Origin of the sequence: Sedimentitalea sp. (genome assembly GCF_039973035.1) — a bacterium.
Lineage (GTDB): Bacteria > Pseudomonadota > Alphaproteobacteria > Rhodobacterales > Rhodobacteraceae > Sedimentitalea.
In genome coordinates this window covers 255,491-281,320 of sequence record NZ_JBDWLR010000042.1, presented here as the reverse complement: position 1 = coordinate 281,320, position 25,830 = coordinate 255,491, and the positions used below count along the sequence as shown (strand labels likewise).

Sequence of the window (25,830 nt, the reverse complement as noted above, 5' to 3'; positions counted from 1 at the left end):
ATCACTTTCCAAATAGAATTGAGTTTGGGCTGCGCTCAAGCGTGCGCACAAGCGCCGCAATACTGCGCGCCGTCGTGCGCACTTCGCGTAGCATCGCCAGTGTTTCGGCGTTGAAATCCGACCGGGAACCATAGGCCGCCATAAGACCCTCAGCCTGTATGACAATCCCTTCGAGCCGTTTGACAACATCGGGCAGCCCGGCAACTGCCGTCTCGACTGACCCTGCGGCGTCCTTGGCTGATAGGAGCGCGGCGTTGACGTTGGCAACTGCCTCACCTTGACGCAGATCGCCGAGCGTGGCGCGTATCTCGTCCAGCGCCCCGGTCAGAGCCGGAGGCAATTCGCGTGCGCCTTCCGTGTCGATCAAGGCATTGGCGCTGTTCATGAGGCCGGTTGCCGCATCCAACAATTCTTCGGCCTTCAAGTTCGCAACCTTGGCGGTAACCTTGCGCAATTCCTCGACGACCGCGGGCACATCATCAGCCGCAGTATACAGGCTGTCTGCGGCCTCTTCTGCCCGTTTGAGTGTCTTTACCAGTTGCTCAACCAGGTTTTCCGCATTGGCCTTGGCAATGGTCGTGCGCAAATCCGTGATCGTCTCACGCAAATCACCGGGCAACGCCTGCATCGCCTCGCCGGATACCAGCGCACGGGCGTCCTCGACCAGACCAACGATCTCGCCCGGTGCCGCACGCACCTTGTCGCTTGCCGCAATCGCCTCGATGCTCGCCATCATGCTGGTCGCCCGTTCGATCAGCTCTTCGATCTTCAGCCCGTTGATCCGTTTCATCACGCCTTCCATGGTGGCGTTCAGATCGGGCAGATCGGTTTCAACGCTTGGAAGCATCGGATAGGGCTTTGCGTCACGATCAAAGACAGCAGGCGCTGCATCTTCGATCTCTTCGAGTTCCACCATCAGCGACGAGGTCAAAAGACTGGCCGTGTTCAGCCGCGCCCTAACACCGCTCTCAACAGCGAGGCCGAGAAAGTCGAGCGCCTCTTCTGATGTCGCCCCTTCTGGCAGGCCCATCAGGTCCGGATCGACCTTGAGGGTCACCAGTTGGCGCACCTGCGGGGTTTCATCGTCCTCGCTGACAAATGCAGACAAGGTCGCGACCTCACCGATCTTTAGCCCCTTGAAGTTCAGCGGTGCGCCCGGTGAGAGGCCCGAAACGCCTTCCTCAAAGATTGTCGCCACCATGATGGACCGGCTCGAAACACGCGAGAATGCGTTCTCGCGGGCGACATCTTGATCCGCGTAAAGCTCATAGACCTGGCCTGCATCGATAGGCTGGCCACCGGAAAAGAACGTGTTAAATGAAACGCCGCCGCTGATGAGTGTCGCAAAGCTTCCCACATCCAGTTTCAGCCCGGATGCACCGAGCGAAACAGCAAATCCCGAAGTATCCCAGAACCGGGTGGCGGTAGTCAGGTACCTGTCATACGGGGCCTCGATCATCGCGTCGACCAGCACAACCGACCCCGTACTGTCGAGGCGCGGAGTCTCGGTACGACCCACCCGAATGCCCCGATAGAACACCGGCACCCCACCGGAAATTACTTTGCCGTCCGACACTCGCAGAGTTATCTGGGTGCCCTTTTCGTTTACGTCGATCAGCGGCCGGCTCTCGAGCCCGATAAAAGATCTGACCTCGGGTCCGTCGATGTTTTCCCAACTGCTGTCGATATAGACGCCGCTCAGGACCGTCGACAGTCCCGACACCCCCTCGGCAGAGACCTCGGGGCGGACGACCCAGAATTGCGCGGTCTTGTTCATAAAGGGGGCAACCTCTTTTTGCACCCTCACAGAAACCTCGACCGTTTTCAGATCAGGCGAAAAACCGACTTTCTCGACCAAACCAATGGTCACTTCACGATACCGCAGCGTGGTCTCACGGGCCTTGACGCCGGCGGCATTCTCGAAACTGATCTCGATCAGAACGCCGCGATCGGAATAGGCCTTCCACGCCACCAACAGAGATACAACCAATGCCAGAACCGGCACCAGCCATACCACCGATAGGTTGCGCCAAGGCGACCGCGAGGGCGGGCTCACATCCATATCGGCAGGCGATGGTTCGTCATTCATGATGGATCGGCCTCATCCGCGTCCCAAATCAGTCGGGGATCGAAGCCTTGCGCAGAAAGCATCGTGAATGCAACTGACAAGGCAAATGATACCGCAGCGATCCCCGGATGCACATTGGCTACAAATTTGAACTGCACAAGGGCAGACAGGATGGCAACAACAAATACATCCAGCATCGACCAGCGACCAATGAACTCGACGACTTCGTAAAGATGCAGGCGCGAATGCGCAGATAAGATCGAGGCGCGCTTGATGCTGAGAGCGAGAAAGGCAATCGCAAAGAACTTGCCAACCGGAATGATGACCGAAGCGACAAAGACGATCAGGGCAACACCATAGGATTGGTACGCGATCAGTTCTATCACCCCGCCAACAATCGTGCTCTGGGTTTCGTGGCCCAGCGTTGACGTGCGCAGCATCGGGTAGACATTCGCCGGGATATACATGATCAGCCCGGCAATCCACCATGCCCAGACCCGTTGAAGGCTGGTTTCATCGCGACTGTGCAGCACGGTCCCGCAGCGCCGGCATCGGACATCCGCGGGTTTATGCACCTTGCAACAGGTGGTGCAGGCCACAAGACCTGCCTGGCGCGCGGTCAGAACCGCGATCGGTCTTCGAGCGTTTTCCAAATCGTCAACCTGCACATAACCGTATCATTCAGCGTCGTCACAAGGACCAAGGCGACAAAGGCCCAGAATGCCGGACCCACCGCGACCGTCGCCAGCCCCCCGACCTTGACCAGGGCAACTGCAACCCCGACGATGAATATCTCCGCCATCGACCATGGCCTGAGCATCTGGGCAAAACGAAAAGCGACTGTCGCATGCCGCACCGGCGCGTGTCCGATCATCATCGGCCCAACCGCATACAGGATTGCAATCAACCGCATTGCCGGCAGCACCACGATCAGCGCCGCGACGGCAAATGACAACGGTAACAGCAATCCATCCGAAAACGCGGTAATCGCATCCATCACCGAACTATGTTGTTCAAACCCGCCAGCGCTGAGATCGAGAAACGGAAAGAACACTGCGGTGACCATCAGGATCAAAGCCGTCCCGGCGAGCATTACCACCCGCGTCATCGCATCGGGTTTTGGCGCAAACAGCACTTCGCCGCACCGATGGCAGCGCGCGCGTGTGTTGTTAGGCACGTCCGTCACATGATGCAGCGCATCACATACCGGACAGGCAATCAGCGTGTCGACGTCCAATGGGGTGTCGCGCATGGTGCATCCTCTCAACGTCAGTCTAAGACGTTTTCAGCCCGAGCAAAACCAGATGATGCGGCAGAGCAGCGCCGCCTGCGCTAGAGGCGGAACCCGGGCAGGCTGTCCAGTGCATTCTTCAACGCCTCGCCCCACCCTTTTGACACAGCTTCAAAGTACGGATTATCCAGTTCTATCCGACCGGTATGACCGGTTTCTAAGGTGTCGCGTTCATATAGGTGGAAATCAAACGGCGCGCCCACTGTCAGGTTGGCTTTGAGTGTCGAGTCAAAGCTGACCAGCAACAGCTTCATCGCCTCTTCAAAGCTCATCGCGCTGTCGTAGGCGCGCACCAGGATCGGGCGGCCATATTTCATTTCACCGATCTGAAAGAACGGCGTGTCCGCACCCGCCTCGATGAAGTTCCCCTCCGGGTAGATCAGGAACATTCGGGGTTCCGAATTGCCGATCTGGCCACCAATAAGGACCGTCGCATTGAACGAACTGTCGGCCCGCTGTCCGGTCTGGGCATGGCTGGCGATCACTTCGCGTAGCGTATCCGCAATCAACTGCGCGGCCTGAAACATCGACGGCACCGCCAGAATCGATGGCTCACGGTCCTCGGGGGCTTTGCTGCGCTCGTCCAGCAGGCTCACCACAGCCTGTGTCGTCGCCAGATTACCTGCCGTCATCATGGTGATGACGCGCTCACCCGGCTTCTCCCAGATCTGCATCTTGCGGAAGGTCGAGATATTGTCGAGCCCGGCATTCGTGCGCGTGTCCGACATGAAGACCAGCCCGCGATCGAGCATCATTCCAACGCAATAGGTCATCAGGGGCCTTCTACTGTTGTGCAACTTCTATCTGGACGGACAATGCCTCTCCGGCACCCCCGACTCGGCTGCCAGTTACAGGCGCAGCATCGCCATAGTCCAGCCCTGTCGCAACCCGGACATAGCGTTCGTCGGGCGAGATGCCGTTAGAGACGTCGAATCCGACCCAGCCAAGCCCGTGAACATGGACCTCGACCCAGGCGTGCATCGCGTCTTGCTCGATTGTTTCGTTCAACATCAGATAGCCCGACACATAGCGCGCCGGATACCCCATCTCGCGCGTACAGGAGAGCGCCACATGCGCATGATCCTGACAGACCCCCCGGCCATGATTAATCACCTCTTCGGCACCCCATGCCGGATCAGACGACCCGGTTTGATAGGCAACGGCCTTTCGGATTTGCGCCATCAATTCGTGCAACCGTTGCAGATCCGGTGCCTTTGGGTCGGTCTCGTGCACAAGGGCCCGCACCCCTGCCCCTGCCTTGGTATATTCGGTCCCACGTTTATACAGCCACAGCGGCGAAGGCCCCAGATGGCGCCCGATGACGCCGTCGGTCTGGGTAATGTCGACCTCGCCCTCGCTTGTCACCAGCAGCAATTCGGCATTCTTATCAATGCTTAGCAATTCGACCGTATTGTTGTGATGATCCTCATAGGCCAGTTCCTTGCGCCCGCCCTTTACGTCAGTTGACCAGCTCAGCACATTTTGCTGATGGCTCGACTTGGGCGTCTTGCGCACTTGCTGAAGCCCATATTTGACCGGATCGTCAAACTGGTAGCGGGTCACGTGGCGAATGCGAAGTTTCATGGCTCACTCATAGAATCGATAGTCGATTTCAATTTGCCCACTCAGGCCCGAAATTTGGTTGAGCACCTTCTGGATGAACTCATGAAGCCCATATTCAAACACGCCCTCAATCGTCTGCGCGCGGTTCTTTTCCTCGTACTGCTCGATCTGCTCCAGCGACGGCATGCGGCCGTCATAGTCTAGCGCCAGATGTTCCAGATTGTCGCGCAACTTGTGCGTGCAGAACGCGATGCTGCGCGGGAACCGCCGATCAAGGATCAGAAACTGGGCAATATCCCGGGGATTGGGATTGTTGCCATAGGCCAGACGATACCCACCATATCCCGACACTGATCGCAGGATCGTTTCCCACTGCACATTGTCCACCGGGCTGCCCACAAATGAAACCGAGGGCAGCAGCACATAGTACTTTATGTCCAGAATCCGCGCCGTGTTGTCTGCCCGCTCCAGAAACGTCCCGATCCGCGCAAAGTTGTAGATGTCGTTGCGCATCATCGTGCCATGCGTCGCACCACGCACCAAGGCAGTACAGCGCCGGATCGTCCCAAGCGCCTTGGGCAGATCCCGCTCGGTCACCTTGCGGGCCAGAATGCTCGTCGCAGTCATATAGGCGCTGTTGACGCTCTCCCAGACCTCATGGGTGAGCGCCGCCCGAACGGTCCGTGCATTCATCCGCGCTGCGATTATGCACGACAAGATCGATGAGGAGTTTTCCTTTGACCTCAGCATCCAATCGACAGCGGTCTCTTTGGTCGCAGCGTCATGCAGCGCATCAAATCCCGCCGACACCCCGGCGGTCTCGACAATCGAGCGCCACTCGCTGTCCCGCCCCCCGGACTGAGAGAGCGCAAGGCGTTGTCCGGTCTCAACCAACCGTGCCGTGTTTTCGGACCGCTCCAGATAGCGGAACATCCAGTACAGGCCATTTGCTGTTTTTCCGAGCATCAGTCCTCCAACACCCAGGTGTCCTTGGTGCCGCCACCTTGTGAAGAGTTCACCACCAGCGACCCCTTTTTCATCGCCACCCGCGTCAGCCCTCCGGGTGTAATCTCGATCTTTTGCGGACTGACCAGAACAAAGGGGCGCAGGTCCACGTGGCGCGGTGCCAGCCCCGCGCGGGTAAAGATCGGAACGGTCGACAACGACAACGTAGGTTGTGCGATATAGTTGGCGGGTCGCGCCTTAAGCTTCCTGCGGAACGCCGCGATCTCTTTCTTGGACGCAGTGGGCCCGATCAGCATGCCATAGCCGCCCGATCCGTGCACCTCCTTGACCACCAGTTCCTCGAGATTGTCGAGAACATAAGCCAACGAGTCCGCACTGGAACAGCGCCATGTCGGTACGTTTTCAAGGATCGGACGCTCGCCGGTATAGAATTCGACGATTTCGGGCATATAGCTGTAGATCGCCTTGTCATCGGCAATCCCAGTGCCCGGCGCATTCGCGATGGTGACGCCGCCTGCACGGTACACATCCATGATGCCCGGCACGCCCAACTGGCTGTCGGGGCGAAAGTTCAGCGGATCAAGATACTCGTCATCCACCCGGCGATAAAGCACGTCAATCGGTTTGTACCCGCGGGTCGTGCGCATCGCGACACGCCCATCCACCACGCGCAGATCATGACCCTCGACCAGTTCGACGCCCATCTGATCGGCCAGAAACGCGTGTTCGAAATAGGCTGAGTTGAAGATGCCGGGCGTCAATACCGCCACCGTCGGATGATCCCCAGAGGAGGCCGGAGCAGACGCAGCCAATGACCGGCGCAGCGACCTCGGATAGTTCTGCACCGATTGCACCCGGTTCTGCGTGAACAGTTCGGGGAACATCTGGAACATCGTCTCGCGGTTTTCCAGCATATAGCTGACGCCTGACGGGGTTCTGGCATTGTCCTCCAGAACATAGAACTCGTCGTCACCCGTCCGCACCAGATCGATGCCGACGATATGCGTATACACTCCGCCCGGCGGGTCCACTCCGATCATTTCCGGCAGGAACGCCTCGTTGCGGCTGATCATCTTTTCCGGCAACCGGCCCGCCTTCACGATTTCCTGTTTGTGATAGATATCGTACAGAAAGGCGTTGATCGCCCGCACCCGCTGTTCAATCCCGCGCGACAGCTTTTGCCATTCGCGGCCCGAGATGATGCGCGGAATGATATCAAATGGGATCAGCCGCTCTTCTGCCTCGGCACGACCGTAGACATTAAAGGTGATCCCGGTGAGGCGAAACAATTCGTCGGCCTCGCGCTGCTTGGCCCTCAGTTGGCTTGGGTCTTCGTCGTCAAACCAATGTTTGAACTGCTGGTAGGGAGACCGGGTCTCGTCGGTTCTGCCCCACATCTCATCAAATATTTGCTCGTCATCCATTCTGACATGCTAATCCAGCGCGCGGGCGGAGGGACGAAAATTGCGGCGAATCCCGCGGAATTTGCGGAAAAACCTATCGGCACGCCCAATAATTGAGCATAACAGCCGCCAGTTTGCTTCAAATCGGGCGCCTTCTGCCCGTGGATGATCACAAGTAACCGCCCCAACCACAAAGCCGAAAGCCCTCTGATCCACGCCGTCCAGAGTCAGAAACAGGTGGCGCAAGCAAACGTGCTCAGCCGCGGTGAACGTTGGCTGCAAAGTGCTTGTAATCCGGTCTCTATTCCGCAAAAACTGTCGCACGATCTAGGGAGGAAACCATGAATAAACTTGTAACCGGGCTTGCCTCGGCAGCCTTGCTTGCGTCCAGCTCACTCGCGCTGCACGCTGAAGAAACCACCATGCGCATCTCGCTGCAACTGCCGCTCAAGAGCCATTTGGGCCAGAACGTGCTGATGTTCAAAGAAGAGGTCGAGGCCAAGTCGAACGGCGATATCACCGTCGAAATCTATGACAGCGCCCAGCTCTACAAGGACAAGGAAGTCCCGCAGGCGGTTGGTTCCGGCGCAATCGAGGCTGGCGTTGCCTCGCTGACCCGCTATGTCGGCGACATCCCGATGGTGGACATCTTTTACCAGCCGTTCCTCTTTGACACCGAAGACAAGGTGCGCAAGGCCGTCGCCCCCGACAGCCCGGTGCGCGGCCCGATTGACGAAGCGATCAAGGACACCGGATCGACGCTCTTGTGGTGGCAGGCCTATGGCGGCGCAATCATGCTCTCCAACGGTGGTCCGATTGCGACCCCTGCCGACATGGAAGGCAAGAAGGTCCGCGTCTTTGGCAAGACACTCGGTGATTTCACCGAGGCCGCTGGCGGTGCGCCCACAATTATTTCGGGCTCAGAACAGTATCTCGCCTATCAGCGCGGCACGGTTGATATCGGCATGACCGGTGTTTCGGGCGTGCAGTCGCGTTCGCTCTGGGAAGTGATGGACACGATCACCGTAACAAACCACGCGGATATCGAATTTGTTGTCGTGACCAACACCGACTGGTGGAATGGCCTTCCGGCAGAACACCGCGACATCATTGCGGCCGCAGCCGTCAACGCCGAGAACGCCGTGCGTGATGAAATGGCCTCGATCGAGGCCAGCGCCTATGCCGCCGCCGAGGAAAACGGGATGACAATCTATACCCCGACCGCCGAGGAACTGGCGCAGTGGCAAGAGGTCTCGCAGCCCGTCTATGACGCCTTCATCGCCAAGACCGGCGATGCCGGAAAGGCAATGCTGGACGCCGCCCAGAACTTCTGAGCGCTCCCCGCCCTGCGGTCACCGCAGGGCGATTTTTTCTCAAGGACAATATTTTCATGCGCATCGTCAATGCGACCGAAACCGTCATGGCGTGGCTGGCGGCGGGGCTTCTGACCCTGACCGGCCTTCTGCTGACCTACGAGGTGGTCGCACGCTATTTCTTTAATGCCCCGACGATCTGGGCCGCAGAACTCAGCCAGCTTTGCCTGATCTGGGCCTGCCCGGTCGCCATGGGCTGGGCGCTCAGCAATGGTCGGCATATCCGTGTCACCGCTTTGACCGCGCAGATGCCAGCGCACCTGCGGCAGCTGGCCGAAATTCTGTCGCTGTTGGTCATCCTGTGTTTTTCGGTCTTTGTCCTGATCTATGGCTATGACATCTTTTTCGACAGCTTTGAGCGCGGCCGCACGACCGGCACCATGCTGGACCTGCCTGCCTGGTTGCCCGAAGCGTCGGTGCCTGTTGGTTTTCTGCTGCTGATCCTGTCCTGCCTGACCTGTCTCTGGCGGTCGTTGCAGGGTGACATGACCTCTGCGGGCGGGGCAGAGGAATGACCGTTGCCCTGATCCTCGCGGCCCTTTTCGGCCTGCTGCTCGTCGGGGTGCCCGTGGCCTATGCGCTCGGTTCACTTGGGCTTGCCATGCTCGTCCTCGGCGGCTTTTCACCACTGATGGCACCACAGGCGATCCTGTCCACCATGGACGGTTTCATCCTGCTGGCGGTGCCGCTGTTTCTCTTGATGTCCAACGTATTGCTCAAAGGCGGAGTCGGGCGCGATCTCTTTGCCGCCGTTCAGGCCTGGGTCGGGCATTGGCCTGGCGGGCTCGCTGTCGCGACCATCTTGTCCTGCGGCATCTTCGCGGCAATCTCGGGCAGTTCGGTCGCAACAGCCGCCACCATCGGCACAGTCGCCGCGCCGGAAATGATCGCACGCGGCTACAACAAGCGGTTTGTCTATGGCCTGCTCGCCGCCGGTGGGACGCTTGGCATCCTGATCCCGCCTTCGATCCCCTTAATCATCTATGGTTTTGTCACCGAAGAATCGGTAATTGCGCTTTTCATGGCAGGCATCGGGCCCGGTCTTGGCTTGATCGCGCTGTTCATTGTCTATTCAATCCTCTCCGCTCGCTTCCTGCAGGATTATACCCCTGTTCCCGCCGCAAGTTGGAACGAACGGCGCAATGCCTCATTGCGCGCCCTGCCCTCTATCGCGCTGGCCACGGTCATCCTTGGCGGCATCTATTCGGGAGCATTCACTCCGACCGAGGCCGCAGCCATCGGGTTTGCCATGTCGCTTCTGATCACCGGGGTCATCCTGCGCTCGCTCAGTTGGGCCAAGCTGTGGGAGGCGATGATGGCCTCGATGGCCACCACGGTTGCGATCCTGCTGATTATTGCTGGGGCGAAAATCTTTGGCAAAGCCATTACGCTTTATCGCATCCCGCAGGAAATCTCGGTGATGATTTCCGATAACATCGCCACGCCGGTCGGGCTGATCCTGCTCGTATCTGTGGTGCTGCTGTGCATGGGGTTGGTGTTTGAGGCGCTGTCGATGGTGCTGATCATGACCCCGGTGCTGCTGCCCGCCGCCATGGGGATGGGGTTCGATCCGATCTGGTTCGGGATTTATATGGTGATCATGGTTGAATGCGCCCTGATCACGCCGCCGGTTGGTCTGAACCTTTACGTGATCCAATCTGTCACCCGGTCCAGCCTGACTGACGTGTCGCGCGGCACCCTGCCGTTTCTGGCGCTGATGCTGCTGATGGTGGCACTGCTCTATCTCTGGCCCGATCTTGCTCTCTATATTCCCTTCAAATTGTGATGTCTGACATGCTCCAATCCCAACCCGACAAACTGCGCGCGCTGCTGGCCGAACCCGGTCTCATCACCATGCCTTGCTGTTTTGATCCGCTTTCAGCCAAACTCATTGAACAGGCGGGCTTTCCGCTCTCGTTCATGTCGGGGTTCGCCACCGCTGCCGCCAGACTTGGCATGCCGGATACTGGCCTCATGTCCTACGCCGAGGTGCTGGATCAGGGGCGCAACATCTGCAACGCGGCAACGATACCAATTATTGGCGACGGCGATACCGGCTATGGAAATGCTCTCAACGTCAAACGCACAGTCGCGGGTTTCTCTCAGGCCGGATTTGCCGCTGTCATGATCGAAGATCAGGTTGCCCCTAAACGCTGCGGCCATACTGCGGGTAAGAGCGTGGTTTCGCGCGATGACGCCTATGAACGTATACGCGCAGCGGCTGACGCCCGCGCCGAAGGGAACGATATCCTGATCCTCGCCCGCACCGATGCCCGCCACGATCATGGTCTTGACGAAGCCATTGAGCGCGCCCGCGAATTCCGCCGCCTTGGCGCCGATATCCTGTTTGTCGAAGCCCCGCGCGACGAGGACGAGATGCGGCGTGTCTGCGACGAGCTTGACGGGCCGAAAATGGCAAACATCGTCGAAGGCGGCATGACCCCGGCCCTGCACCCTTCCGAACTTGAAGCGATCGGGTTCAAGATCGCTGCCTACCCGCTCACCCTGATGTCTGCGGCCATGCAGGCGATGATGCAGACGCTTGAGGCGTTCAAGACCGGCACCCCTGCACCCGACACGCTTATGCCCTTTGACGAACTGAAAACGCGGATCGGATTCGACGCCTATTTTGAAGAAGAACAGCGTTACGCCAAACAGCGCTAAACCTGCTGTGTGGTTGCAATTTGGACCGCCAAAGCGCATCAATCGGAAAAAACAGGGAGACGTTACAACATGAACAAGACATTTGTTTCCGCGATCGCGCTTGCCGCTGCCGCAACCACCGCATCCGCTGAATGCACCTCAGTCACCTTTTCAGATGTTGGCTGGACCGACATTACGGCCACCACAGCCGCCACAACCGTGGTGCTGGATGCGCTTGGATACGATACCGACATAAAGGTGCTGTCGGTACCTGTGACCTATACATCGATGGCCGCTGGCGATATCGACGTGTTCCTCGGCAACTGGATGCCCACGATGGAAGGCGATATCGCCGCCTATCGCGAGGCTGGCACCGTCGACACCGTACGCGCCAATCTGGAAGGCGCGAAATACACGCTGACCACCAACAAGGTCGGGGCCGACCTGGGCATCACCTCGTTCGATACAATTGCTGCACAGGGCGAGGCGCTGGACAACACAATCTATGGCATTGAGCCGGGCAATGACGGGAACCGACTTATCCTCGACATGATCGAACAGGGTGCCTTTGGACTCGCTGATTTCGAGGTCAAGGAAAGCTCGGAACAGGGTATGCTGGCGCAGGTCGCCCGTGCCGATCGCCGGGACGAGCCGATCGTTTTTCTTGGCTGGGAACCGCACCCGATGAACGCCAATTTCGATCTGACCTACCTGACGGGCGGTGATGAATTCTTTGGTCCCAATTTGGGCGGCGCGACGGTCTTTACCAATACACGTGCCGGATATGTCGAGGAATGTCCGAATGTCGGCAAACTGTTGATGAACCTCGAATTCACACTGGCCATGGAAAACGAAATCATGGGCGCGATCCTTGACGATGGAAAGGATCCGGCAGAGGCTGCGGCGGAGTGGATCGAAAAGAACCCAGATACTCTGAAAACCTGGCTGGTTGGCGTCAAGGATGTTGAGGGCGACGATGATGCCTTTGAACAGGCCAGCAAGGTCCTCTTGAACTGATACGGTGCCCGGCCCCAGCAACTGATACGGAGCATCCATGGATTGGTTGACCAACACCAAGATCCCCATCGGCGACGGGGCCGAGGCTTTCTTTCTCTGGCTACAGGACAATTTTGCTTGGTTTTTTGACGCGCTTTCGGCGCTGATGGAGGCGCTGATCGACGGCATTCTCTGGGTGCTGCAAACCCCGCACCCGTTGGTGGTGATCGCGGTTTTTGTCGGCCTGACTTGGGTGTTTCAGCGCAGTTGGAAAACCTGTCTGTTCGTGGCGGTCGGGTTCCTGTTCATCCTCAACCAAGGCTATTGGGAAGAAACCACCGAAAGCCTGACACTGGTTCTGTCGGCCTGTGTGTTCTGCATGGCGCTTGGTGTCCCGCTCGGGATCGCGGCGGCGCACCGGCCCAAGCTGTATCGCGCCATGCGACCGGTGCTTGACCTGATGCAGACATTACCGACCTTCGTATACCTGATCCCGGCCATCGTGTTCTTTGGTATCGGCATGGTCCCCGGCCTGATCGCCACGGTGATCTTTGTTTTGCCAGCACCAATCCGGCTGACCCACCTCGGAGTCTCTTCGACACCGCAAACATTGCTCGAAGCGGCACAGTCGTTTGGCGCGACCAACCGGCAGACTTTGATCAAGGTCGAACTGCCCTATGCCTTGCCACAGATCATGGCCGGACTGAACCAGACCATCATGCTGTCGCTGTCGATGGTTGTCATCGCGGCCCTTGTCGGCGCGGACGGGCTGGGTGTTCCGGTCCTGCGGGCGATCAACACCGTGAACATTGCGCTCGGCTTTGAGAGCGGATTCATCATCGTGGTACTGGCAATCATGCTGGACCGGATGCTGCGGATGGAGCGTTAGAGCATGGTTGATCAACCCGCCGTCGCCATCGACAACGTATCGATCGTGTTTGGCGACAACCCGGAACAGGCCCTGCCCCTGATGGACGCACTGCAGGAACGCGGCGAAATCCAATCCGCCACCGGGCAGGTTCTGGGCGTCCATGATTGCACACTGACCGTTAATGAGGGTGAAATCCTTGTCCTGATGGGCCTGTCTGGTTCGGGAAAATCGACGTTACTGCGCGCGATCAACGGGTTGAACCCGGTGGTGCGGGGATCGGTCAGCGTCAATGATGGCGCGGCGATGGTCAACGTCACCGCCGCCGATCCCGCAACGCTGCGCCGCATCCGCCAGAACCAGATCGCCATGGTGTTTCAGCAGTTTGGCCTGCTGCCCTGGCGCACGGTGCAAGAGAATGTTGGTCTTGGTCTCGAACTTTCGGGCCTGCCCCGCTCCGAACGGGCGTCCAAGGTCGATCAGCAACTTGCGCTGGTCGGTCTGTCAGACTGGGCCGACCGCAAGGTTGGCGAATTGTCAGGTGGTATGCAGCAGCGTGTCGGGCTGGCCCGCGCCTTTGCCACCGACGCACCGATCCTGTTGATGGATGAACCGTTTTCTGCACTCGACCCGCTGATCCGGACAAGACTTCAGGACGAGCTGCTTGACCTGCAAAAAGAACTGCGCCGCACCATCATCTTTGTCAGCCATGATCTTGACGAGGCCTTCAAGTTGGGCAATCGCATCGCCATCATGGAAGGGGGGCGCATCGTGCAATGTGGCACCCCGCAAGAGATTTTCTCGGCCCCTGCCAATGACTACGTCGCCGATTTCGTTGCTCATATGAACCCGCTTGGGGTGCTGTGCGCGCGGGACGTGATGGAGCCGGTGGGGCACCCTGCCCCCATCGACAGCGTGGAGCCGGACATGATGATTCAAGACGTGATGACCCAGGTTATCGAAACCGGACGGCCCGTCGGCGTGATGGTGGATGGCGAAATCATCGGCCAGATCAGCGGCGACAGCGTGCTGGCAAAACTGCTGGACCCGCGCGGCAGTTAGAGAGTCCCCTGCAAGATCACCCCTCGGCAAACCTCGCGCGCGTCCGGTTGGCAAATGCCACCAGTGATAGCATCACCGGCACCTCGACCAGCACACCCACCACGGTCGCCAAGGCCGCACCCGAGTTGAGGCCAAAGAGCGAGATCGCCACCGCGACGGCAAGCTCAAAAAAGTTCGATGTGCCGATCAACGCGCAGGGGGCGGCGATCCGGTGCGGAACCTTCATCGCGAACGCTGCCGCATAGGCCAATGCAAAGATGCCATAGCTTTGGATCAGGATCGGCACAGCAATCAGCACGATCACAAGCGGTCGGTCGAGAATGACCTGACCTTGCAGCCCGAACAGGATCACCACGGTCGCGATCAGACCAATGATCGAAAACGGTTTGATCCGATCTCGGAACGCATCAATGCGTTCAGGCGATCCCAAGACACGGCGTGTGATGAGGCCTGCCGCCAGCGGCAGAGCGACAAACAGCAGCGCCGAGAGAACAAGAGTACTCCACGGCACTTCGATATCCGTGACGCCCAACAAAACCGCCACCAGCGGTGCAAAGGCAAACACCATGATCACATCGTTCACCGTGACCTGCACCAGCGTATAACCTTCGTCGCCCTTGGTCAGTTGCGACCAGACAAATACCATTGCCGTGCAGGGGGCCGCACCCAGCAGGATCAGGCCCGCCGTATATTGCATTGCGTCTTCGGGTGTCAGAAAATCCGCGAATACATAGTCAAAGAACAACACCGCCAGCAGCGCCATGGTGAATGGCTTGATCAACCAATTGACCACCAGCGTGATCGCCAACCCTTTTGGCTGGCGCACCGCATCCTTGAGTGACGCGGGATCGACACCCACCATCATCGGATAAACCATCGCCCAGATCAGCACAGCAACCACCAGATTGACCTGTGCAAACTCAGCACCGGCGACAAGATCGACAAGACCCGGCGCAACGCTGCCCAGAGCGATGCCGGCGAGAATGGCGAGCGCGATCCAAACGCTCAGGTATCTTTCAAAAATGCTCATGCAACTGCGCTTTCCGTCGATTGTGGGTTGAGTTTTCCTGCGGCCATCGCGCTGAGCGCAACCATGACCGCCGCCGTTCCGAGGCAAAGAGACAAGCCGCCCAATTGATAGGTCAGGCCAGATAGAATGGTGCCGATCAGACGCCCGCCCGCATTGGCCATATAGTAGAATCCGACATCCATCGTCACCCGCTCGGACCGCGTGAACGCGAGGATCAGATAGGAGTGAAGTGAGGAGTTCACCGCAAAGAGCGCCCCAAAGATCAATAGCCCCGCAATCAGCGCAACGGTCAGCCAGACGGCAGGTTCACCCGCCAGCACCACCAATGCTGCAAGCGTCGCCGGCACGACGCAGAGCATCAGCGCCCATTGACGTGCGGCCCCGATCAGGTCGGCCTCGCTCCGGTTGGTGGCATCCAGAATACGCGGGGCTGCGGCCTGTATGGCGCCGTAGAGGATGATCCAGACGGCCATGAAGGTCCCGATCACAAAAAACGCCATGCGGGCGCCCTCTTCGGTACCATCCGACAGCACTGCGTGGAAATAGATCGGAATACCGACAACGAACCACACATCGCGCGCTCCAAACAGGAACACCCGCGCCGCAGACAACCAGTTCACATTGGCCGATCTTGAGAACACCTCGGTGAATTTTGCGCCCTTGCGGCCCTTGGGCAGGCCCGGTGGCATCGCGATCAGGACCGCCAGCAGGATCGCAGCCAGCACCATCGCCATCGCGTATAGCGACCAGACAAAGCCCAGCGTCGCCAGCAGGACCGTGCCGAGTAGAAAGCCCACGCCTTTGACCGCGTTCTTGGACCCGGTCAACAACGCCACCCATCGAAACAGCCCGCCGTCCTCGGTCGGCGCCAGCAATTTGACCGCCGATTTTGATGACATCTTGGCCAGATCCTTCGCGACTCCCGAAGCGCCCTGAACCATCATCACATAAGCAACCGATGCCCCAATGGCCCAACCGGGATCAAGCTGTGCCAACGCCAGCAATGCAACAACCTGCACCGCCAACCCGGCATAGAGCGTCGTGGTCAGCCCAAACCGCGCCGCGATCCAAGCCGCCGACAGGTTGGTCACCATGCCCGCGATTTCGTAAAGCACAAAGAGATAGGCAAGCTGTACGGGCGAGAACCCCAACGTATGGAAATGCAGCAGCACCAACATCCGCAGCGCACCGTCGGTCAGCATAAAGGCCCAATAGGCGGCCGTCACCGCGATATAGGCCGACATGCCTTGCGGTCGGGGTGTCACAGCGACGCCCCGACCATCAGCGCCACATCCACCAACCGATGGGCATAACCCATTTCATTGTCATACCAGGCATAGAGTTTGATCTGTGTGCCATTGACTACCATCGTCGACGGCGCATCGATGATCGTAGAGCGAGTGTCGTTGGTATAGTCAGCCGAGACCAGCGGGCGTTCCTCATACCCCAGAATACCTTTCAGAGCGCCGTCTGAAGCGGTCTTGAACAGTGCGTTCACTTCCTCGACCGAAACCTCCCGCTCAACCTCGAACACGCAATCAGTCAACGACGCATTCAGCAGGGGCACACGCACCGCATGGCCGTTCAGACGTCCCTGCAATTCCGGATAGATCAACATGATCGCCGACGCGCTCCCCGTCGTGGTCGGGATCAGCGAATTCAGCGCCGACCGGGCTCGGCGCAGGTCCTTGGCGGGGCGATCCACAATGGTCTGGGTGTTGGTTACGTCGTGGATCGTAGTGAATGAACCGTGACGGATGCCGATGGATTCGTGGACGACCTTGACCACAGGCGCGATGCAGTTGGTGGTACAACTGGCCGCCGTTATGATCTGATGCTTAACGGGCTCAAAGCTGTCGTCGTTGACGCCATAAACGATATTGGCGGTTGGTCCGTCCTTGACTGGGGCCGACACGACAACCTTTTTGACACCGGCGGCAAAATACGGGGCAAGCGCGGCCTCGGTCTTGAATTTGCCGGTACAGTCGATCACCACATCGACGCCCGCAAGTGGCAGTGCCGCAAGGTCCGTCGTGCCAACAAAGGGCAACCGGGTTCCATCAATCGTCACACTGTCGGCGTCAGACTCAAAATTCGCAGGCCAGCGGCCATGTACGGTATCAAATTCAAGCAGATGGGCGTGCATCGCGGCATCGCCCACCGCATCATTGATCCAGGCAATCTCGGCCCCGCGCTCCAACAACGGGCGCAGCGCCAGTTTACCCATGCGGCCAAGGCCATTGATTGCGTAGACGGTCATGCTGGCACCTCGGATTCCGCATTGGCGATACCATCCACCGCGCGTTGCAGCGAAACGCGATCAAGCGAGGTAATCGGCAATGCGGCAAAGGCACTGATACGGCGCCTCAGTTCCCCATAGGCTTGCTGAAACGCGAGGCTCTTTTCGGCCTCCGTTCCTGCTATCTTGACCGGATCAGGCATGCCCCAATGGGCGCTGATCGGCTGACCGGGCCATGCCGGGCAGTCTTCGTTTGCGGCGCGATCACAAACGGTAAAGACAAAATCAAACTGCGGGGCATCTGGTGCCTGAAATTCGCTGACATTCTTTGCACGCAGTGGCGACGTGTCATGACCTTTCGATTTCAGGACCTCAACCGCGAACGGATTAAGTTCAGAATAAGGTTTGGTCCCGGCGGAATAGGCTTCAAACAGATCACCGGCTTCGTGGCGCAGCACGGACTCGGCGAGGATCGAACGGGCAGAATTCCCGGTGCAGATAAAGAGTACACTATATTTGGTATCAGGCATGGGTTTGGTTCCTGAATTTGAGGGAAAGGCCAAGGGTGGACAAAGTTCAGGGCGACCGCGGCAGCAGTCCAGAAACAGGTTTTCAAAGGTCTGTTGCACACCGGTCATGTTGATGGCGTAGAGCAATGATGTCCCCGCCCGCTCCTGCGTAAGCAGACCCGATTGAACCAGCGTCGCGAGATAGGCCGACAGCGTACTGGATTTCAGGTCGAGCGCCTGCGCCAGTTCACCCGCCGGCACACGATCAGGAAAGCGTCGCATCAGCAGGCGGAACAGCGCGAGGCGCTGCGGGTGAGCCAGGGCAGAAAGTCGGGAGACAGTTTCTATTTCCATATTTCGTGAATAATCAAAATTTAAAGACATTCAACCCCTTTTCGCAGGTCTCATGCTGGTCAGCCAATCGCGTTTGCGGGAGACGCGAACATTCCCTTAACCTCAAACCGCACAACAATGCGCCTCAACCGGCCACAAACGCCCAAACCTTTAGCAAACCAAGACCTAGGGCGCGGCCAATGCAGGCCGTTCGATCCTCCGTTCTGAGGCGCATGTTGCCAGTTCCCCCGACCTGCCTCAAACAAGGGGAATGCCGGAAACGCTGACCATCGTTGTTGTCGAAGAAGACCGCGATCGCGCGATTGCGATTGTCGACGCTCTCAAAGAGTCCGGCGACTATGATGTGTTCGTGATTGGCAACGCATCAGGGCTGGCGCGCAAGATCAGCGCCCATGCGCCAGATGTCGTGCTGATCGATATTGATAACCCAACCCGCGACATGCTCGAGGAACTCACACTCGCCTCCGGTCCGCTGGAGCGGCCCGTCGCCATGTTCGTCTCCCCCGCCGCCGGTGGGCTCGCGCGGACAGCAATCGAGGCTGGGTTGTCGGCCTATGTGGCGGACGGTCTGAAACCAGAGCGTCTGAAACCAATAATGGATGCGGCCATCGCCCGTTTCCAGATCGCCCGCCAGATGCGCAGCGAGTTGGCGGAAACCCGGCGCGCGCTGGAAGAGCGTAAGGTAATCGACCGCGCCAAAGGGCTGTTGATGAAAGCCCGCAGCATTGACGAAGGCGAGGCTTATTCGATCCTGCGCCGCGCCGCGATGGATCAGGGACGCCGGGTCGCCGATGTCGCAGAGGCGCTGGTGACAGCCGCAGGGTTGCTGTCGTGAAGCGCGTACAGCTCTCTGCCGCCTATATGCCGCTGGTCGATGCCGCCCCACTGATCGTCGCCGAAGAGATGGGTTTTGCGGCAGCAGAAGGTTTGTCGCTGGATCTGATCCCCGCCCCGTCGTGGTCATCGGTCCGGGACATGCTGGCATTCGGTCGCGTCGATGCGGCGCATTTGCTGTCTTCGATCCCGGTGGCGATGGCATTGGGATTGGGCGGTGTTGCAACCGCACTCTCGGCGGTGTCGGTGTTGTCAATGAATGGCGAAGTCGTTGGGGTTGGCAAACGGCTTGAGGACCGCCTGCGCGCCAGCGGCTATGGCTTTGATTTTCACGACGCCCGCGCCGCCAGCAAGGCACTCGGCTCTGTTCTGGATGGGAAGCTGACGATTGGTGTGCCGTTTCCATTTTCCATGCACGTGGAATTGTTGCGCTATTGGTTCAACGCCACCGGGCTGAGCGAAAACGCCATTGAAATCCGAACGGTCCCTCCCCCGCTGATGGCCGACGCCCTGACCTCTGGCGAAATCGATGCGTTTTGCGTCGGCGAACCCTGGGGGTCGACCGCAGTCGAGGCGGGTGTCGGTGCCCTGTTGTTGCCGGGCACCGCAATCTGGTCGTTTGCCCCGGAAAAGGTTCTGGCCACACGCACGGATTGGGCAGACACGGAACCGCATCTTTTGGGTCGTCTGATGCGCGCTGTCTGGAAATCCGGCCGCTGGCTCGCCCAACCGGAGAGCCACACGACAGCCTCGGAGATCCTGTCGCGTACGCGCTATCTCGATCTGCCATCCGAAGTGATCGATCGCGCCTTGTCTGGCCGTCTCACGATCTCTCACAAGGGAGAACAGCGTGTGGTGGACCGATTTGTCGAGTTTCACCACGGCGCGGCGAACTTTCCCTGGCGCAGTCAGGCCAAGTGGATCGCAAGCCGCATAGCGACCCGCAGCGGGCTTGACCCGCTTGCCGCGATGGAGACTGCCGCTGACGTCTTTCGGACTGATCTCTATCGTCAGGCGTTGCAATCAACCGGGGCTGAAATGCCCGGCGCATCAGAAAAGCTCGAAGGTGCGGTGAAGGATCCGACGGCTGTAGCATCTGCATCTGGCCGTCTGATTCTGCTGCCCGATGGCTTTTTTGATGGCCAGATTTTTGATCCATTGAAAAAGTAACGCCCATTTTTTCGGCACCGCAGCATGTCGATTGCCGCATTGCAGCGCAAAATCACTTTTCTTCGACCGCCTTTCTTGACCGATACGCCACGGCTCAGCATCCTAAGGTTGCACAGAGGCAATGGCGTCTCCGTATCCAATTCTCCCACCGATAGGGAATGCTGAGCAAAGCCGCTCGACCCTCCGTCATTTGACGGGGCGCGTCAGCGGCTTTTTTTGTTTTTCCGGTCAACTGCAATGACCGAACGCCTCAAAGGATCACCCATGAGACACCTGCTCTACACGTTTGCCACTCTCACCGCTCTCCCCGGACCATTGTTCGCACAGGACCTCGAACTTGATGAGCTGACCTTTGGCTTTATCAAACTGACCGACATGGCGCCGCTCGCCGTTGCTTATGAACAGGGGTATTTTCTGGACGAGGGTCTGTTCGTGACACTCGAAGCCCAAGCAAACTGGAAGGTCCTGCTGGACGGCGTTATCGACGGCACATTGCAGGGCGCGCATATGCTGGCTGGTCAGCCGCTGGCCGCAACCATCGGCTTTGGCACCAAGGCCCATATCGTGACACCGTTCTCCATGGATCTGAACGGCAACGGCATAACCGTTTCCAACGCGGTCTGGGAAGAAATGAAACCCAACATTCCAACCATGGATGACGGCCGCCCCCAGCACCCGATCAGCGCCGAGGCGCTGGCCCCGGTCGTTGAGAAATACAGGTCCGAAGGCAAAGCGTTCAACATGGGGATGGTGTTCCCGGTGTCCACACATAACTACGAGCTGCGCTATTGGCTCGCGGCGGGTGGACTGCATCCCGGGTATTACAGCCCCGAAAACGTAACCGGTCAGATCAATGCCGACGTGTTCCTGTCGGTGACCCCTCCACCGCAGATGCCAGCAACGCTCGAAGCGGGGACAATCTATGGCTATTGCGTTGGCGAGCCATGGAACCAGCAGGCTGTGTTCAAAGGGATCGGTGTACCGGTCATCACCGACTACGAACTTTGGAAGAACAACCCGGAAAAGGTATTCGGCATCACTGCCGAGTTTGCCGAGACCAATCCCAACACCACCCGCGCCCTTACCAAGGCGTTGATCCGCGCGGCGATCTGGTTGGACGAGAATGACAATGCCAACCGTCTTGAAGCGGTGCAAATACTGTCGCAGCCCGAATATGTCGGGGCAGATGCTGAAGTCATTGCCAACTCGATGACCGGTACGTTCGAATATGAAAAGGGCGACGTGCGCGATGTTCCCGATTTCAACGTATTCTTCCGCTACAACGCCACCTACCCGTTTTACTCCGACGCCGTCTGGTATCTGACACAGATGCGCCGCTGGGGTCAGATTGCCGAGTTCAAAGCCGACAGCTGGTATGACGACGTTGCGAAATCCGTCTATCGTCCGGACATCTATCTGGAAGCCGCACGCGCCCTTGTCGATGACGGGCTGGCAAACGAAGCCGACTTCCCGTGGGACAGCGATGGGTACAAGGCACCGACACCGGCCGCGGATATCATCGACGGCGTTGTCTATGACGGTCGCACCCCCAATGCCTATCTGGAAAGCCTGCCAATCGGCTTGAAAGGTGAACAGGTCATCAACGGCACTGACATTCAGGGCTGAACCCTTTTCCTCGCGCCACCCATCACGGCGCGAGGAACATTCGCCAATCCCGATACACGCGATGAGGCATTCGCCCATCGCACCCGCACAGCCAAGAAGGCAACTCACAATGACCGCCATAGATCACGACAGCCTTTCGGTCGACGAAGCCCGCGAAGCCAGACGCGAACGTCGTTTCACCCGTATTAACTCTGCCGACAAATGGTTTCAGGTGCTTGGCCTGCCCTGGATGACGCCCATCCTCAAGGCCATCGCCGGCGACAACCCCAAAGCGCAGGTGTCAGAAATCTGGCGACTGCTGGGTGTACCGCTGCTGGCAATCGTGGCCTTCCTCGGCTTGTGGGCCGCATTGGCACCCACGGTGCAAACTTCGCTTGGCGCAATCCCCGGACCGGCCCAGGTGTGGGATCAGGCCGTCAACCTGCATCACGATGCGCAAGCAAAGGCCGCGAAAGAGGACCAGTTCTACGAACGGCTCGATTTGCGCAACGAAAAGCTGATTGCCGCAGGTCAGGCCGACAAGGTCAAGCACATCGCCTATACCGGCGCACCCAGCTATTACGACCAGATCTGGACGTCGATCAAAACCGTGTTTTTTGGCTTTTTGATCGCCTCGGCTGTGGCGATCCCGATGGGCGTGATGGCGGGGCTTTCCCCGATTGCCAACGCAGCACTGAACCCGATCATCCAAATATTCAAACCCGTCTCCCCGCTTGCGTGGTTGCCCATCGTCACGATGATCGTGTCAGCGGTCTACGCCACCAATGACGGGATGTTTTCCAAGTCGTTTCTGGTGTCAGCAATCACCGTGACCCTGTGTTCCCTATGGCCGACCCTGATCAACACCTCACTAGGTGTAAGCGCCATCGACAAGGACCTGATCAACGTCTCCAAGGTTCTCAAGATGTCGACCTGGTCCAAAATCCAGAAACTGGTTCTGCCCTCGGCCCTGCCTTTGATCTTTACCGGCCTGCGGCTCTCACTCGGGGTCGGTTGGATGGTTCTGATCGCCGCCGAAATGCTGGCGCAGAACCCGGGTCTTGGCAAATTCGTCTGGGACGAGTTCCAGAACGGATCGTCGCAATCGCTGGCCCGGATCATGGTCGCTGTCCTGACCATCGGCATCATCGGCTTTCTGCTGGACCGGCTGATGTTCGCGATCCAGTCGATGTTCACATTCTCCAACAATCGGTGAGCGGCATGAGCATTCTTGAATTCAAAAACGTCTCCAAAGGCTTTGGCACAGGGGCTAACCGCGCCGAAGTTCTCAAGAACATCTCGCTGGCTGTTGCAGAAGGCGAGTTCCTCGCGATCCTCGGATTTTCCGGCACAGGAAAGTCGACCCTGATGAACCTGATTGCCGGGCTTGAAACCCCGGACAAGGGCGAGGTTCTGTTCAAAAGCACGCCCATCGACGGCCCCGGACCGGAACGTGGACTGGTGTTTCAGAGCTACAGTCTGATGCCGTGGCTGTCGGTTGGTGGCAATGTCGGGCTGGCCGTGGATGCGGTGTTCCCCAAGTTGTCCAAGGCTGAACGCGCCAAGAAAATCGCCCATTACGTCGACATGGTCGGCCTGCCACACGCGATTGACCGCAAGCCTGCAGAGCTTTCAGGCGGTATGCGTCAACGGGTTTCAGTGGCGCGCGCACTGGCAATGGACCCCGAGATGCTGTTGCTGGACGAACCGCTTTCAGCACTTGACGCATTGACCCGCGCCAATCTCGCGGATGAGATCGAACGCATCTGGGAGGCGGACAAGAAAACCTGCATCCTGATCACCAATGACGTGGACGAAGCGATCCTGCTGGCCGACCGCATCGTGCCGCTGAACCCCGATGGCACGCTGGCCGATCCGATCCCTGTCACCATCCCCCGCCCGCGCGACCGTGGCGAAATGAACCACGATCCCGTGTTCAAAAAACTGCGCGCGCAGGTGACCGGATACCTGATGGATGTCGGCATCGAGGCGAATACCGAGGGCAGTCGCATCTTGCCGGATGTGACACCAATTCACGGTGTTCCCGCCGCCGTCAAGGAGGCGCAAAGCGGTTTGATCGAAGAGCGCTTTCTCGACTTTAGCCAGTTGCACAAGATCTACCCCACACCAAAGGGTCCGCTGACCGTGGTCGAGGACTTTAATCTCAAGGTCAACCGGGGCGAATTCATCTCGCTGATCGGGCATTCGGGCTGTGGCAAATCCACGGTCCTGACCATGGCGGCCGGACTCAATTCGATCTCCAAGGGCGCGATCAAACTGGATGGACGCCACGTCGAAGGTGCTGATCCCGAGCGTGCGGTGGTGTTTCAATCTCCGTCCCTGTTCCCTTGGCTCAACGCGCGCGAAAACGTGTCGATTGGCGTAGACAAAGTCTATCCCCGCGCCAGCCGTGCGGAACGGCAGGACGTTGTCGAGTATTATCTGGAACGTGTCGGGCTTGCGGATTCAATGGACAAACAGGCCGCGGATCTTTCCAACGGTATGCGGCAACGAGTCGGCATCGCGCGGGCCTTTGCGCTGTCGCCCAAGCTGCTGCTGCTGGACGAACCTTTTGGCATGCTCGACAGTCTGACCCGGTGGGAATTGCAGGACGTTCTGATGGAGGTCTGGTCGCGCACCAAGGTGACCGCTGTCTGTGTCACCCACGACGTAGACGAGGCGATCCTGCTGGCCGACCGCGTGGTGATGATGACCAACGGTCCACAAGCCACCATTGGCAAGATCACAGAAGTCGACCTGCCGCGCCCGCGCAGTCGCAAGGCGCTGTTGGAGCACCCGGATTACTACAATTACCGCGAACAGGTCCTCAGTTTCCTCGAAGAATACGAGCACGGGAAAGCCGGAAAACCGAAAGCCAAAGCGCCAGAACTGCCCGCTGAGAAGGACGCCGCCTGATGGATACAGTACTCGATGCCCCCACCCGCACTTTTGTCGAAGTCGCCGAAGTCTGGGTTCCGAAAGGCGACAAGCTTGTTCTCGGATCAGGCAGCTATGGCGCGCTTGACGCCTTTGCCGCCGCCTCTGGCAAGGAGAGTTTCACCAAGGGCGAAGGTCTGCCGGGCAAGGCCTGGGCCGAAGAACGCCCGGTCGTGCTCAAGCAATTTGACGGCTCATATTTCAAGCGTACCGCAGCCGCGAGCGCCGCAGGTCTGACGGCTGCCGTCGCGATCCCGGTCTTCAATGGCAAAACGCTCAAGGCGGTTCTGGTCGTGCTCTGCGCGGATGATGACAAACGCACCGGCGCGATCGAGGTATGGTCCGAAGGTGGCGGCGTTCTGACGCTGGATGATGGCTATTACGGCGCGGCCAAACATTTCGAATGGGTGTCGCAGCATACTCAGTTCCCGCGCGGTCAGGGTCTTCCCGGTGGGGTCTGGTCCGCCAGAACACCCATCCTGATGCGTGATCTTGGATCTGGCTATCGGTTCATTCGGGCCGAAAGCGCCGGAAAGGCAGGGCTGACCACTGGGCTTGGCCTGCCTGTGCCGGTGCCGAGCGGTGATTCCTATGTTTTGACACTGCTGTCGGCCCTCGGAACACCCATCGCCCGCCGGTTTGAAATCTGGGATGCACGCAGTGCCAAGGTCGGAAAAGAACTGGCGGCCGTGATGCTGGATGGCATCTGCGCCCGCGACGGAGCGTTGTGGGATGACGAAAAAACCCGCCGTGTTGAACCATGGCACGGGCTGATCGGCAAGGTGCTTGGCACAGGATTGCCTGCACTGGAAACAGGACCGTCGCCAACCACCGCTGGCTATGCCGGAGCGGTCGGCCTGCCGATCTATCGTGCTGGTGAACTCTCACACATCGTCGCTTGGTATTGCTGAGGATATGG

Annotated in this window: 24 protein-coding genes; 13 read left to right on the top strand and 11 right to left on the bottom strand. The window is 58.8% G+C overall.

Annotated elements, in window-relative coordinates; genetic code table 11:
* Position 1: 1 nt before the first annotated feature.
* From ABJO75_RS10030 to ABJO75_RS10000, 7 genes are all read right to left on the bottom strand, one after another.
* Positions 2–2,089, bottom strand: a complete 2,088-nt coding sequence (locus ABJO75_RS10030) for an MlaD family protein (RefSeq protein WP_348129731.1) — start codon at positions 2,087–2,089, stop codon at positions 2–4.
* The gene (locus tag ABJO75_RS10025) at positions 2,086–2,721 is read right to left on the bottom strand and encodes a paraquat-inducible protein A (RefSeq protein WP_348130460.1); all 636 of its coding nucleotides are present in this window, start codon (positions 2,719–2,721) and stop codon (positions 2,086–2,088) included. Before ABJO75_RS10025 ends, ABJO75_RS10030 begins: the two co-directional genes overlap by 4 nt.
* A complete protein-coding gene (locus ABJO75_RS10020) occupies positions 2,688–3,320 on the bottom strand; it encodes a paraquat-inducible protein A (protein ID WP_348129728.1) in 633 nt (210 codons plus the stop codon). The genes ABJO75_RS10025 and ABJO75_RS10020 overlap by 34 nt, the downstream gene beginning before the upstream one ends.
* A gap of 80 nt (positions 3,321–3,400) precedes the next feature.
* Positions 3,401–4,132: a proteasome-type protease gene (locus ABJO75_RS10015; RefSeq protein ID WP_348129725.1), complete on the bottom strand. Its 732-nt coding sequence runs from the start codon at positions 4,130–4,132 to the stop codon at positions 3,401–3,403.
* A gap of 10 nt (positions 4,133–4,142) precedes the next feature.
* Positions 4,143–4,943, bottom strand: coding sequence for a transglutaminase family protein (locus ABJO75_RS10010; RefSeq protein ID WP_348129722.1), 801 nt, complete (start codon positions 4,941–4,943; stop codon positions 4,143–4,145).
* Between the two features lie 3 nt (positions 4,944–4,946).
* Positions 4,947–5,888 (bottom strand): alpha-E domain-containing protein, encoded by a 942-nt coding sequence (locus ABJO75_RS10005; RefSeq protein ID WP_348129720.1) that lies wholly within the window; start codon positions 5,886–5,888, stop codon positions 4,947–4,949.
* The gene (locus ABJO75_RS10000) at positions 5,888–7,312 is read right to left on the bottom strand and encodes a circularly permuted type 2 ATP-grasp protein (protein ID WP_348129718.1); all 1,425 of its coding nucleotides are present in this window, start codon (positions 7,310–7,312) and stop codon (positions 5,888–5,890) included. The genes ABJO75_RS10005 and ABJO75_RS10000 overlap by 1 nt, the downstream gene beginning before the upstream one ends.
* Positions 7,313–7,632: 320 nt before the next feature.
* On the opposite strand from ABJO75_RS10000, the gene dctP reads away from it, so the two are divergent.
* The 7 genes from dctP (at position 7,633) to choV (ending at position 14,233) form a co-directional block, all read left to right on the top strand.
* On the top strand, positions 7,633–8,625 hold the full coding sequence (dctP, locus tag ABJO75_RS09995; RefSeq protein WP_348129715.1) for a TRAP transporter substrate-binding protein DctP: 993 nt from the start codon (positions 7,633–7,635) through the stop codon (positions 8,623–8,625).
* 56 nt (positions 8,626–8,681) lie between these two features.
* Positions 8,682–9,179: a TRAP transporter small permease gene (locus ABJO75_RS09990; protein ID WP_348129714.1), complete on the top strand. Its 498-nt coding sequence runs from the start codon at positions 8,682–8,684 to the stop codon at positions 9,177–9,179.
* The gene (locus ABJO75_RS09985; protein ID WP_348129711.1) at positions 9,176–10,450 is read left to right on the top strand and encodes a TRAP transporter large permease subunit; all 1,275 of its coding nucleotides are present in this window, start codon (positions 9,176–9,178) and stop codon (positions 10,448–10,450) included. The genes ABJO75_RS09990 and ABJO75_RS09985 overlap by 4 nt, the downstream gene beginning before the upstream one ends.
* 8 nt (positions 10,451–10,458) lie before the next feature.
* Positions 10,459–11,328, top strand: coding sequence for an isocitrate lyase/PEP mutase family protein (locus ABJO75_RS09980; RefSeq protein WP_348129708.1), 870 nt, complete (start codon positions 10,459–10,461; stop codon positions 11,326–11,328).
* Positions 11,329–11,397: 69 nt separating this feature from the next.
* A complete protein-coding gene (choX, locus tag ABJO75_RS09975) occupies positions 11,398–12,324 on the top strand; it encodes a choline ABC transporter substrate-binding protein (RefSeq protein WP_348129705.1) in 927 nt (308 codons plus the stop codon).
* Positions 12,325–12,361: 37 nt separating this feature from the next.
* Positions 12,362–13,192: a choline ABC transporter permease subunit gene (choW, locus tag ABJO75_RS09970; protein WP_348129702.1), complete on the top strand. Its 831-nt coding sequence runs from the start codon at positions 12,362–12,364 to the stop codon at positions 13,190–13,192.
* Positions 13,193–13,195: 3 nt separating this feature from the next.
* Positions 13,196–14,233 (top strand): choline ABC transporter ATP-binding protein, encoded by a 1,038-nt coding sequence (choV, locus tag ABJO75_RS09965; protein WP_348129699.1) that lies wholly within the window; start codon positions 13,196–13,198, stop codon positions 14,231–14,233.
* A 16-nt stretch (positions 14,234–14,249) separates the two neighbouring features.
* Here the strand turns inward: choV and arsB are convergent, their stop codons facing one another.
* The 4 genes from arsB to ABJO75_RS09945 are packed head-to-tail and all read right to left on the bottom strand — an operon-like array spanning position 14,250 to position 18,395.
* On the bottom strand, positions 14,250–15,263 hold the full coding sequence (gene arsB / locus ABJO75_RS09960) for an ACR3 family arsenite efflux transporter (protein WP_348129696.1): 1,014 nt from the start codon (positions 15,261–15,263) through the stop codon (positions 14,250–14,252).
* A complete protein-coding gene (gene arsJ / locus ABJO75_RS09955) occupies positions 15,260–16,528 on the bottom strand; it encodes an organoarsenical effux MFS transporter ArsJ (protein ID WP_348129694.1) in 1,269 nt (422 codons plus the stop codon). Before arsJ ends, arsB begins: the two co-directional genes overlap by 4 nt.
* Positions 16,525–17,523: an ArsJ-associated glyceraldehyde-3-phosphate dehydrogenase gene (locus tag ABJO75_RS09950; RefSeq protein ID WP_348129691.1), complete on the bottom strand. Its 999-nt coding sequence runs from the start codon at positions 17,521–17,523 to the stop codon at positions 16,525–16,527. The genes arsJ and ABJO75_RS09950 overlap by 4 nt, the downstream gene beginning before the upstream one ends.
* Positions 17,520–18,395 (bottom strand): helix-turn-helix domain-containing protein, encoded by an 876-nt coding sequence (locus tag ABJO75_RS09945; RefSeq protein WP_348129688.1) that lies wholly within the window; start codon positions 18,393–18,395, stop codon positions 17,520–17,522. Before ABJO75_RS09945 ends, ABJO75_RS09950 begins: the two co-directional genes overlap by 4 nt.
* A 220-nt stretch (positions 18,396–18,615) precedes the next feature.
* On the opposite strand from ABJO75_RS09945, the gene ABJO75_RS09940 reads away from it, so the two are divergent.
* The 6 genes from ABJO75_RS09940 (at position 18,616) to ABJO75_RS09915 (ending at position 25,822) form a co-directional block, all read left to right on the top strand.
* Complete coding sequence (locus tag ABJO75_RS09940; RefSeq protein WP_348129685.1) at positions 18,616–19,200, top strand: ANTAR domain-containing protein; 585 nt, start codon at positions 18,616–18,618, stop codon at positions 19,198–19,200.
* Positions 19,197–20,369: an ABC transporter substrate-binding protein gene (locus ABJO75_RS09935; RefSeq protein WP_348129683.1), complete on the top strand. Its 1,173-nt coding sequence runs from the start codon at positions 19,197–19,199 to the stop codon at positions 20,367–20,369. The genes ABJO75_RS09940 and ABJO75_RS09935 overlap by 4 nt, the downstream gene beginning before the upstream one ends.
* A 264-nt stretch (positions 20,370–20,633) precedes the next feature.
* Positions 20,634–21,995, top strand: coding sequence for a CmpA/NrtA family ABC transporter substrate-binding protein (locus ABJO75_RS09930; RefSeq protein ID WP_348129680.1), 1,362 nt, complete (start codon positions 20,634–20,636; stop codon positions 21,993–21,995).
* Positions 21,996–22,104: 109 nt separating this feature from the next.
* The gene (locus tag ABJO75_RS09925) at positions 22,105–23,190 is read left to right on the top strand and encodes an ABC transporter permease (protein WP_348129677.1); all 1,086 of its coding nucleotides are present in this window, start codon (positions 22,105–22,107) and stop codon (positions 23,188–23,190) included.
* Positions 23,191–23,195: 5 nt separating this feature from the next.
* Complete coding sequence (locus ABJO75_RS09920) at positions 23,196–24,890, top strand: ABC transporter ATP-binding protein (RefSeq protein ID WP_348129675.1); 1,695 nt, start codon at positions 23,196–23,198, stop codon at positions 24,888–24,890.
* Complete coding sequence (locus tag ABJO75_RS09915) at positions 24,890–25,822, top strand: GAF domain-containing protein (protein ID WP_348129672.1); 933 nt, start codon at positions 24,890–24,892, stop codon at positions 25,820–25,822. The genes ABJO75_RS09920 and ABJO75_RS09915 overlap by 1 nt, the downstream gene beginning before the upstream one ends.
* Positions 25,823–25,830: the final 8 nt, after the last annotated feature.

Coding starts and splice junctions, on each gene's coding strand:
- ABJO75_RS10030 (WP_348129731.1), bottom strand. CDS start 2,089: ATGAATGACGAACCATCGCCTGCCGATATGGATGTGAGCCCGCCCTCG.
- ABJO75_RS10020 (WP_348129728.1), bottom strand. CDS start 3,320: ATGCGCGACACCCCATTGGACGTCGACACGCTGATTGCCTGTCCGGTA.
- ABJO75_RS10015 (WP_348129725.1), bottom strand. CDS start 4,132: ATGACCTATTGCGTTGGAATGATGCTCGATCGCGGGCTGGTCTTCATG.
- ABJO75_RS10010 (WP_348129722.1), bottom strand. CDS start 4,943: ATGAAACTTCGCATTCGCCACGTGACCCGCTACCAGTTTGACGATCCG.
- ABJO75_RS10005 (WP_348129720.1), bottom strand. CDS start 5,888: ATGCTCGGAAAAACAGCAAATGGCCTGTACTGGATGTTCCGCTATCTG.
- ABJO75_RS10000 (WP_348129718.1), bottom strand. CDS start 7,312: ATGGATGACGAGCAAATATTTGATGAGATGTGGGGCAGAACCGACGAG.
- dctP (WP_348129715.1), top strand. CDS start 7,633: ATGAATAAACTTGTAACCGGGCTTGCCTCGGCAGCCTTGCTTGCGTCC.
- ABJO75_RS09990 (WP_348129714.1), top strand. CDS start 8,682: ATGCGCATCGTCAATGCGACCGAAACCGTCATGGCGTGGCTGGCGGCG.
- ABJO75_RS09985 (WP_348129711.1), top strand. CDS start 9,176: ATGACCGTTGCCCTGATCCTCGCGGCCCTTTTCGGCCTGCTGCTCGTC.
- ABJO75_RS09980 (WP_348129708.1), top strand. CDS start 10,459: ATGCTCCAATCCCAACCCGACAAACTGCGCGCGCTGCTGGCCGAACCC.
- choX (WP_348129705.1), top strand. CDS start 11,398: ATGAACAAGACATTTGTTTCCGCGATCGCGCTTGCCGCTGCCGCAACC.
- choW (WP_348129702.1), top strand. CDS start 12,362: ATGGATTGGTTGACCAACACCAAGATCCCCATCGGCGACGGGGCCGAG.
- choV (WP_348129699.1), top strand. CDS start 13,196: ATGGTTGATCAACCCGCCGTCGCCATCGACAACGTATCGATCGTGTTT.
- arsB (WP_348129696.1), bottom strand. CDS start 15,263: ATGAGCATTTTTGAAAGATACCTGAGCGTTTGGATCGCGCTCGCCATT.
- ABJO75_RS09950 (WP_348129691.1), bottom strand. CDS start 17,523: ATGACCGTCTACGCAATCAATGGCCTTGGCCGCATGGGTAAACTGGCG.
- ABJO75_RS09945 (WP_348129688.1), bottom strand. CDS start 18,395: ATGTCTTTAAATTTTGATTATTCACGAAATATGGAAATAGAAACTGTC.
- ABJO75_RS09940 (WP_348129685.1), top strand. CDS start 18,616: ATGCCGGAAACGCTGACCATCGTTGTTGTCGAAGAAGACCGCGATCGC.
- ABJO75_RS09930 (WP_348129680.1), top strand. CDS start 20,634: ATGAGACACCTGCTCTACACGTTTGCCACTCTCACCGCTCTCCCCGGA.
- ABJO75_RS09925 (WP_348129677.1), top strand. CDS start 22,105: ATGACCGCCATAGATCACGACAGCCTTTCGGTCGACGAAGCCCGCGAA.
- ABJO75_RS09920 (WP_348129675.1), top strand. CDS start 23,196: ATGAGCATTCTTGAATTCAAAAACGTCTCCAAAGGCTTTGGCACAGGG.
- ABJO75_RS09915 (WP_348129672.1), top strand. CDS start 24,890: ATGGATACAGTACTCGATGCCCCCACCCGCACTTTTGTCGAAGTCGCC.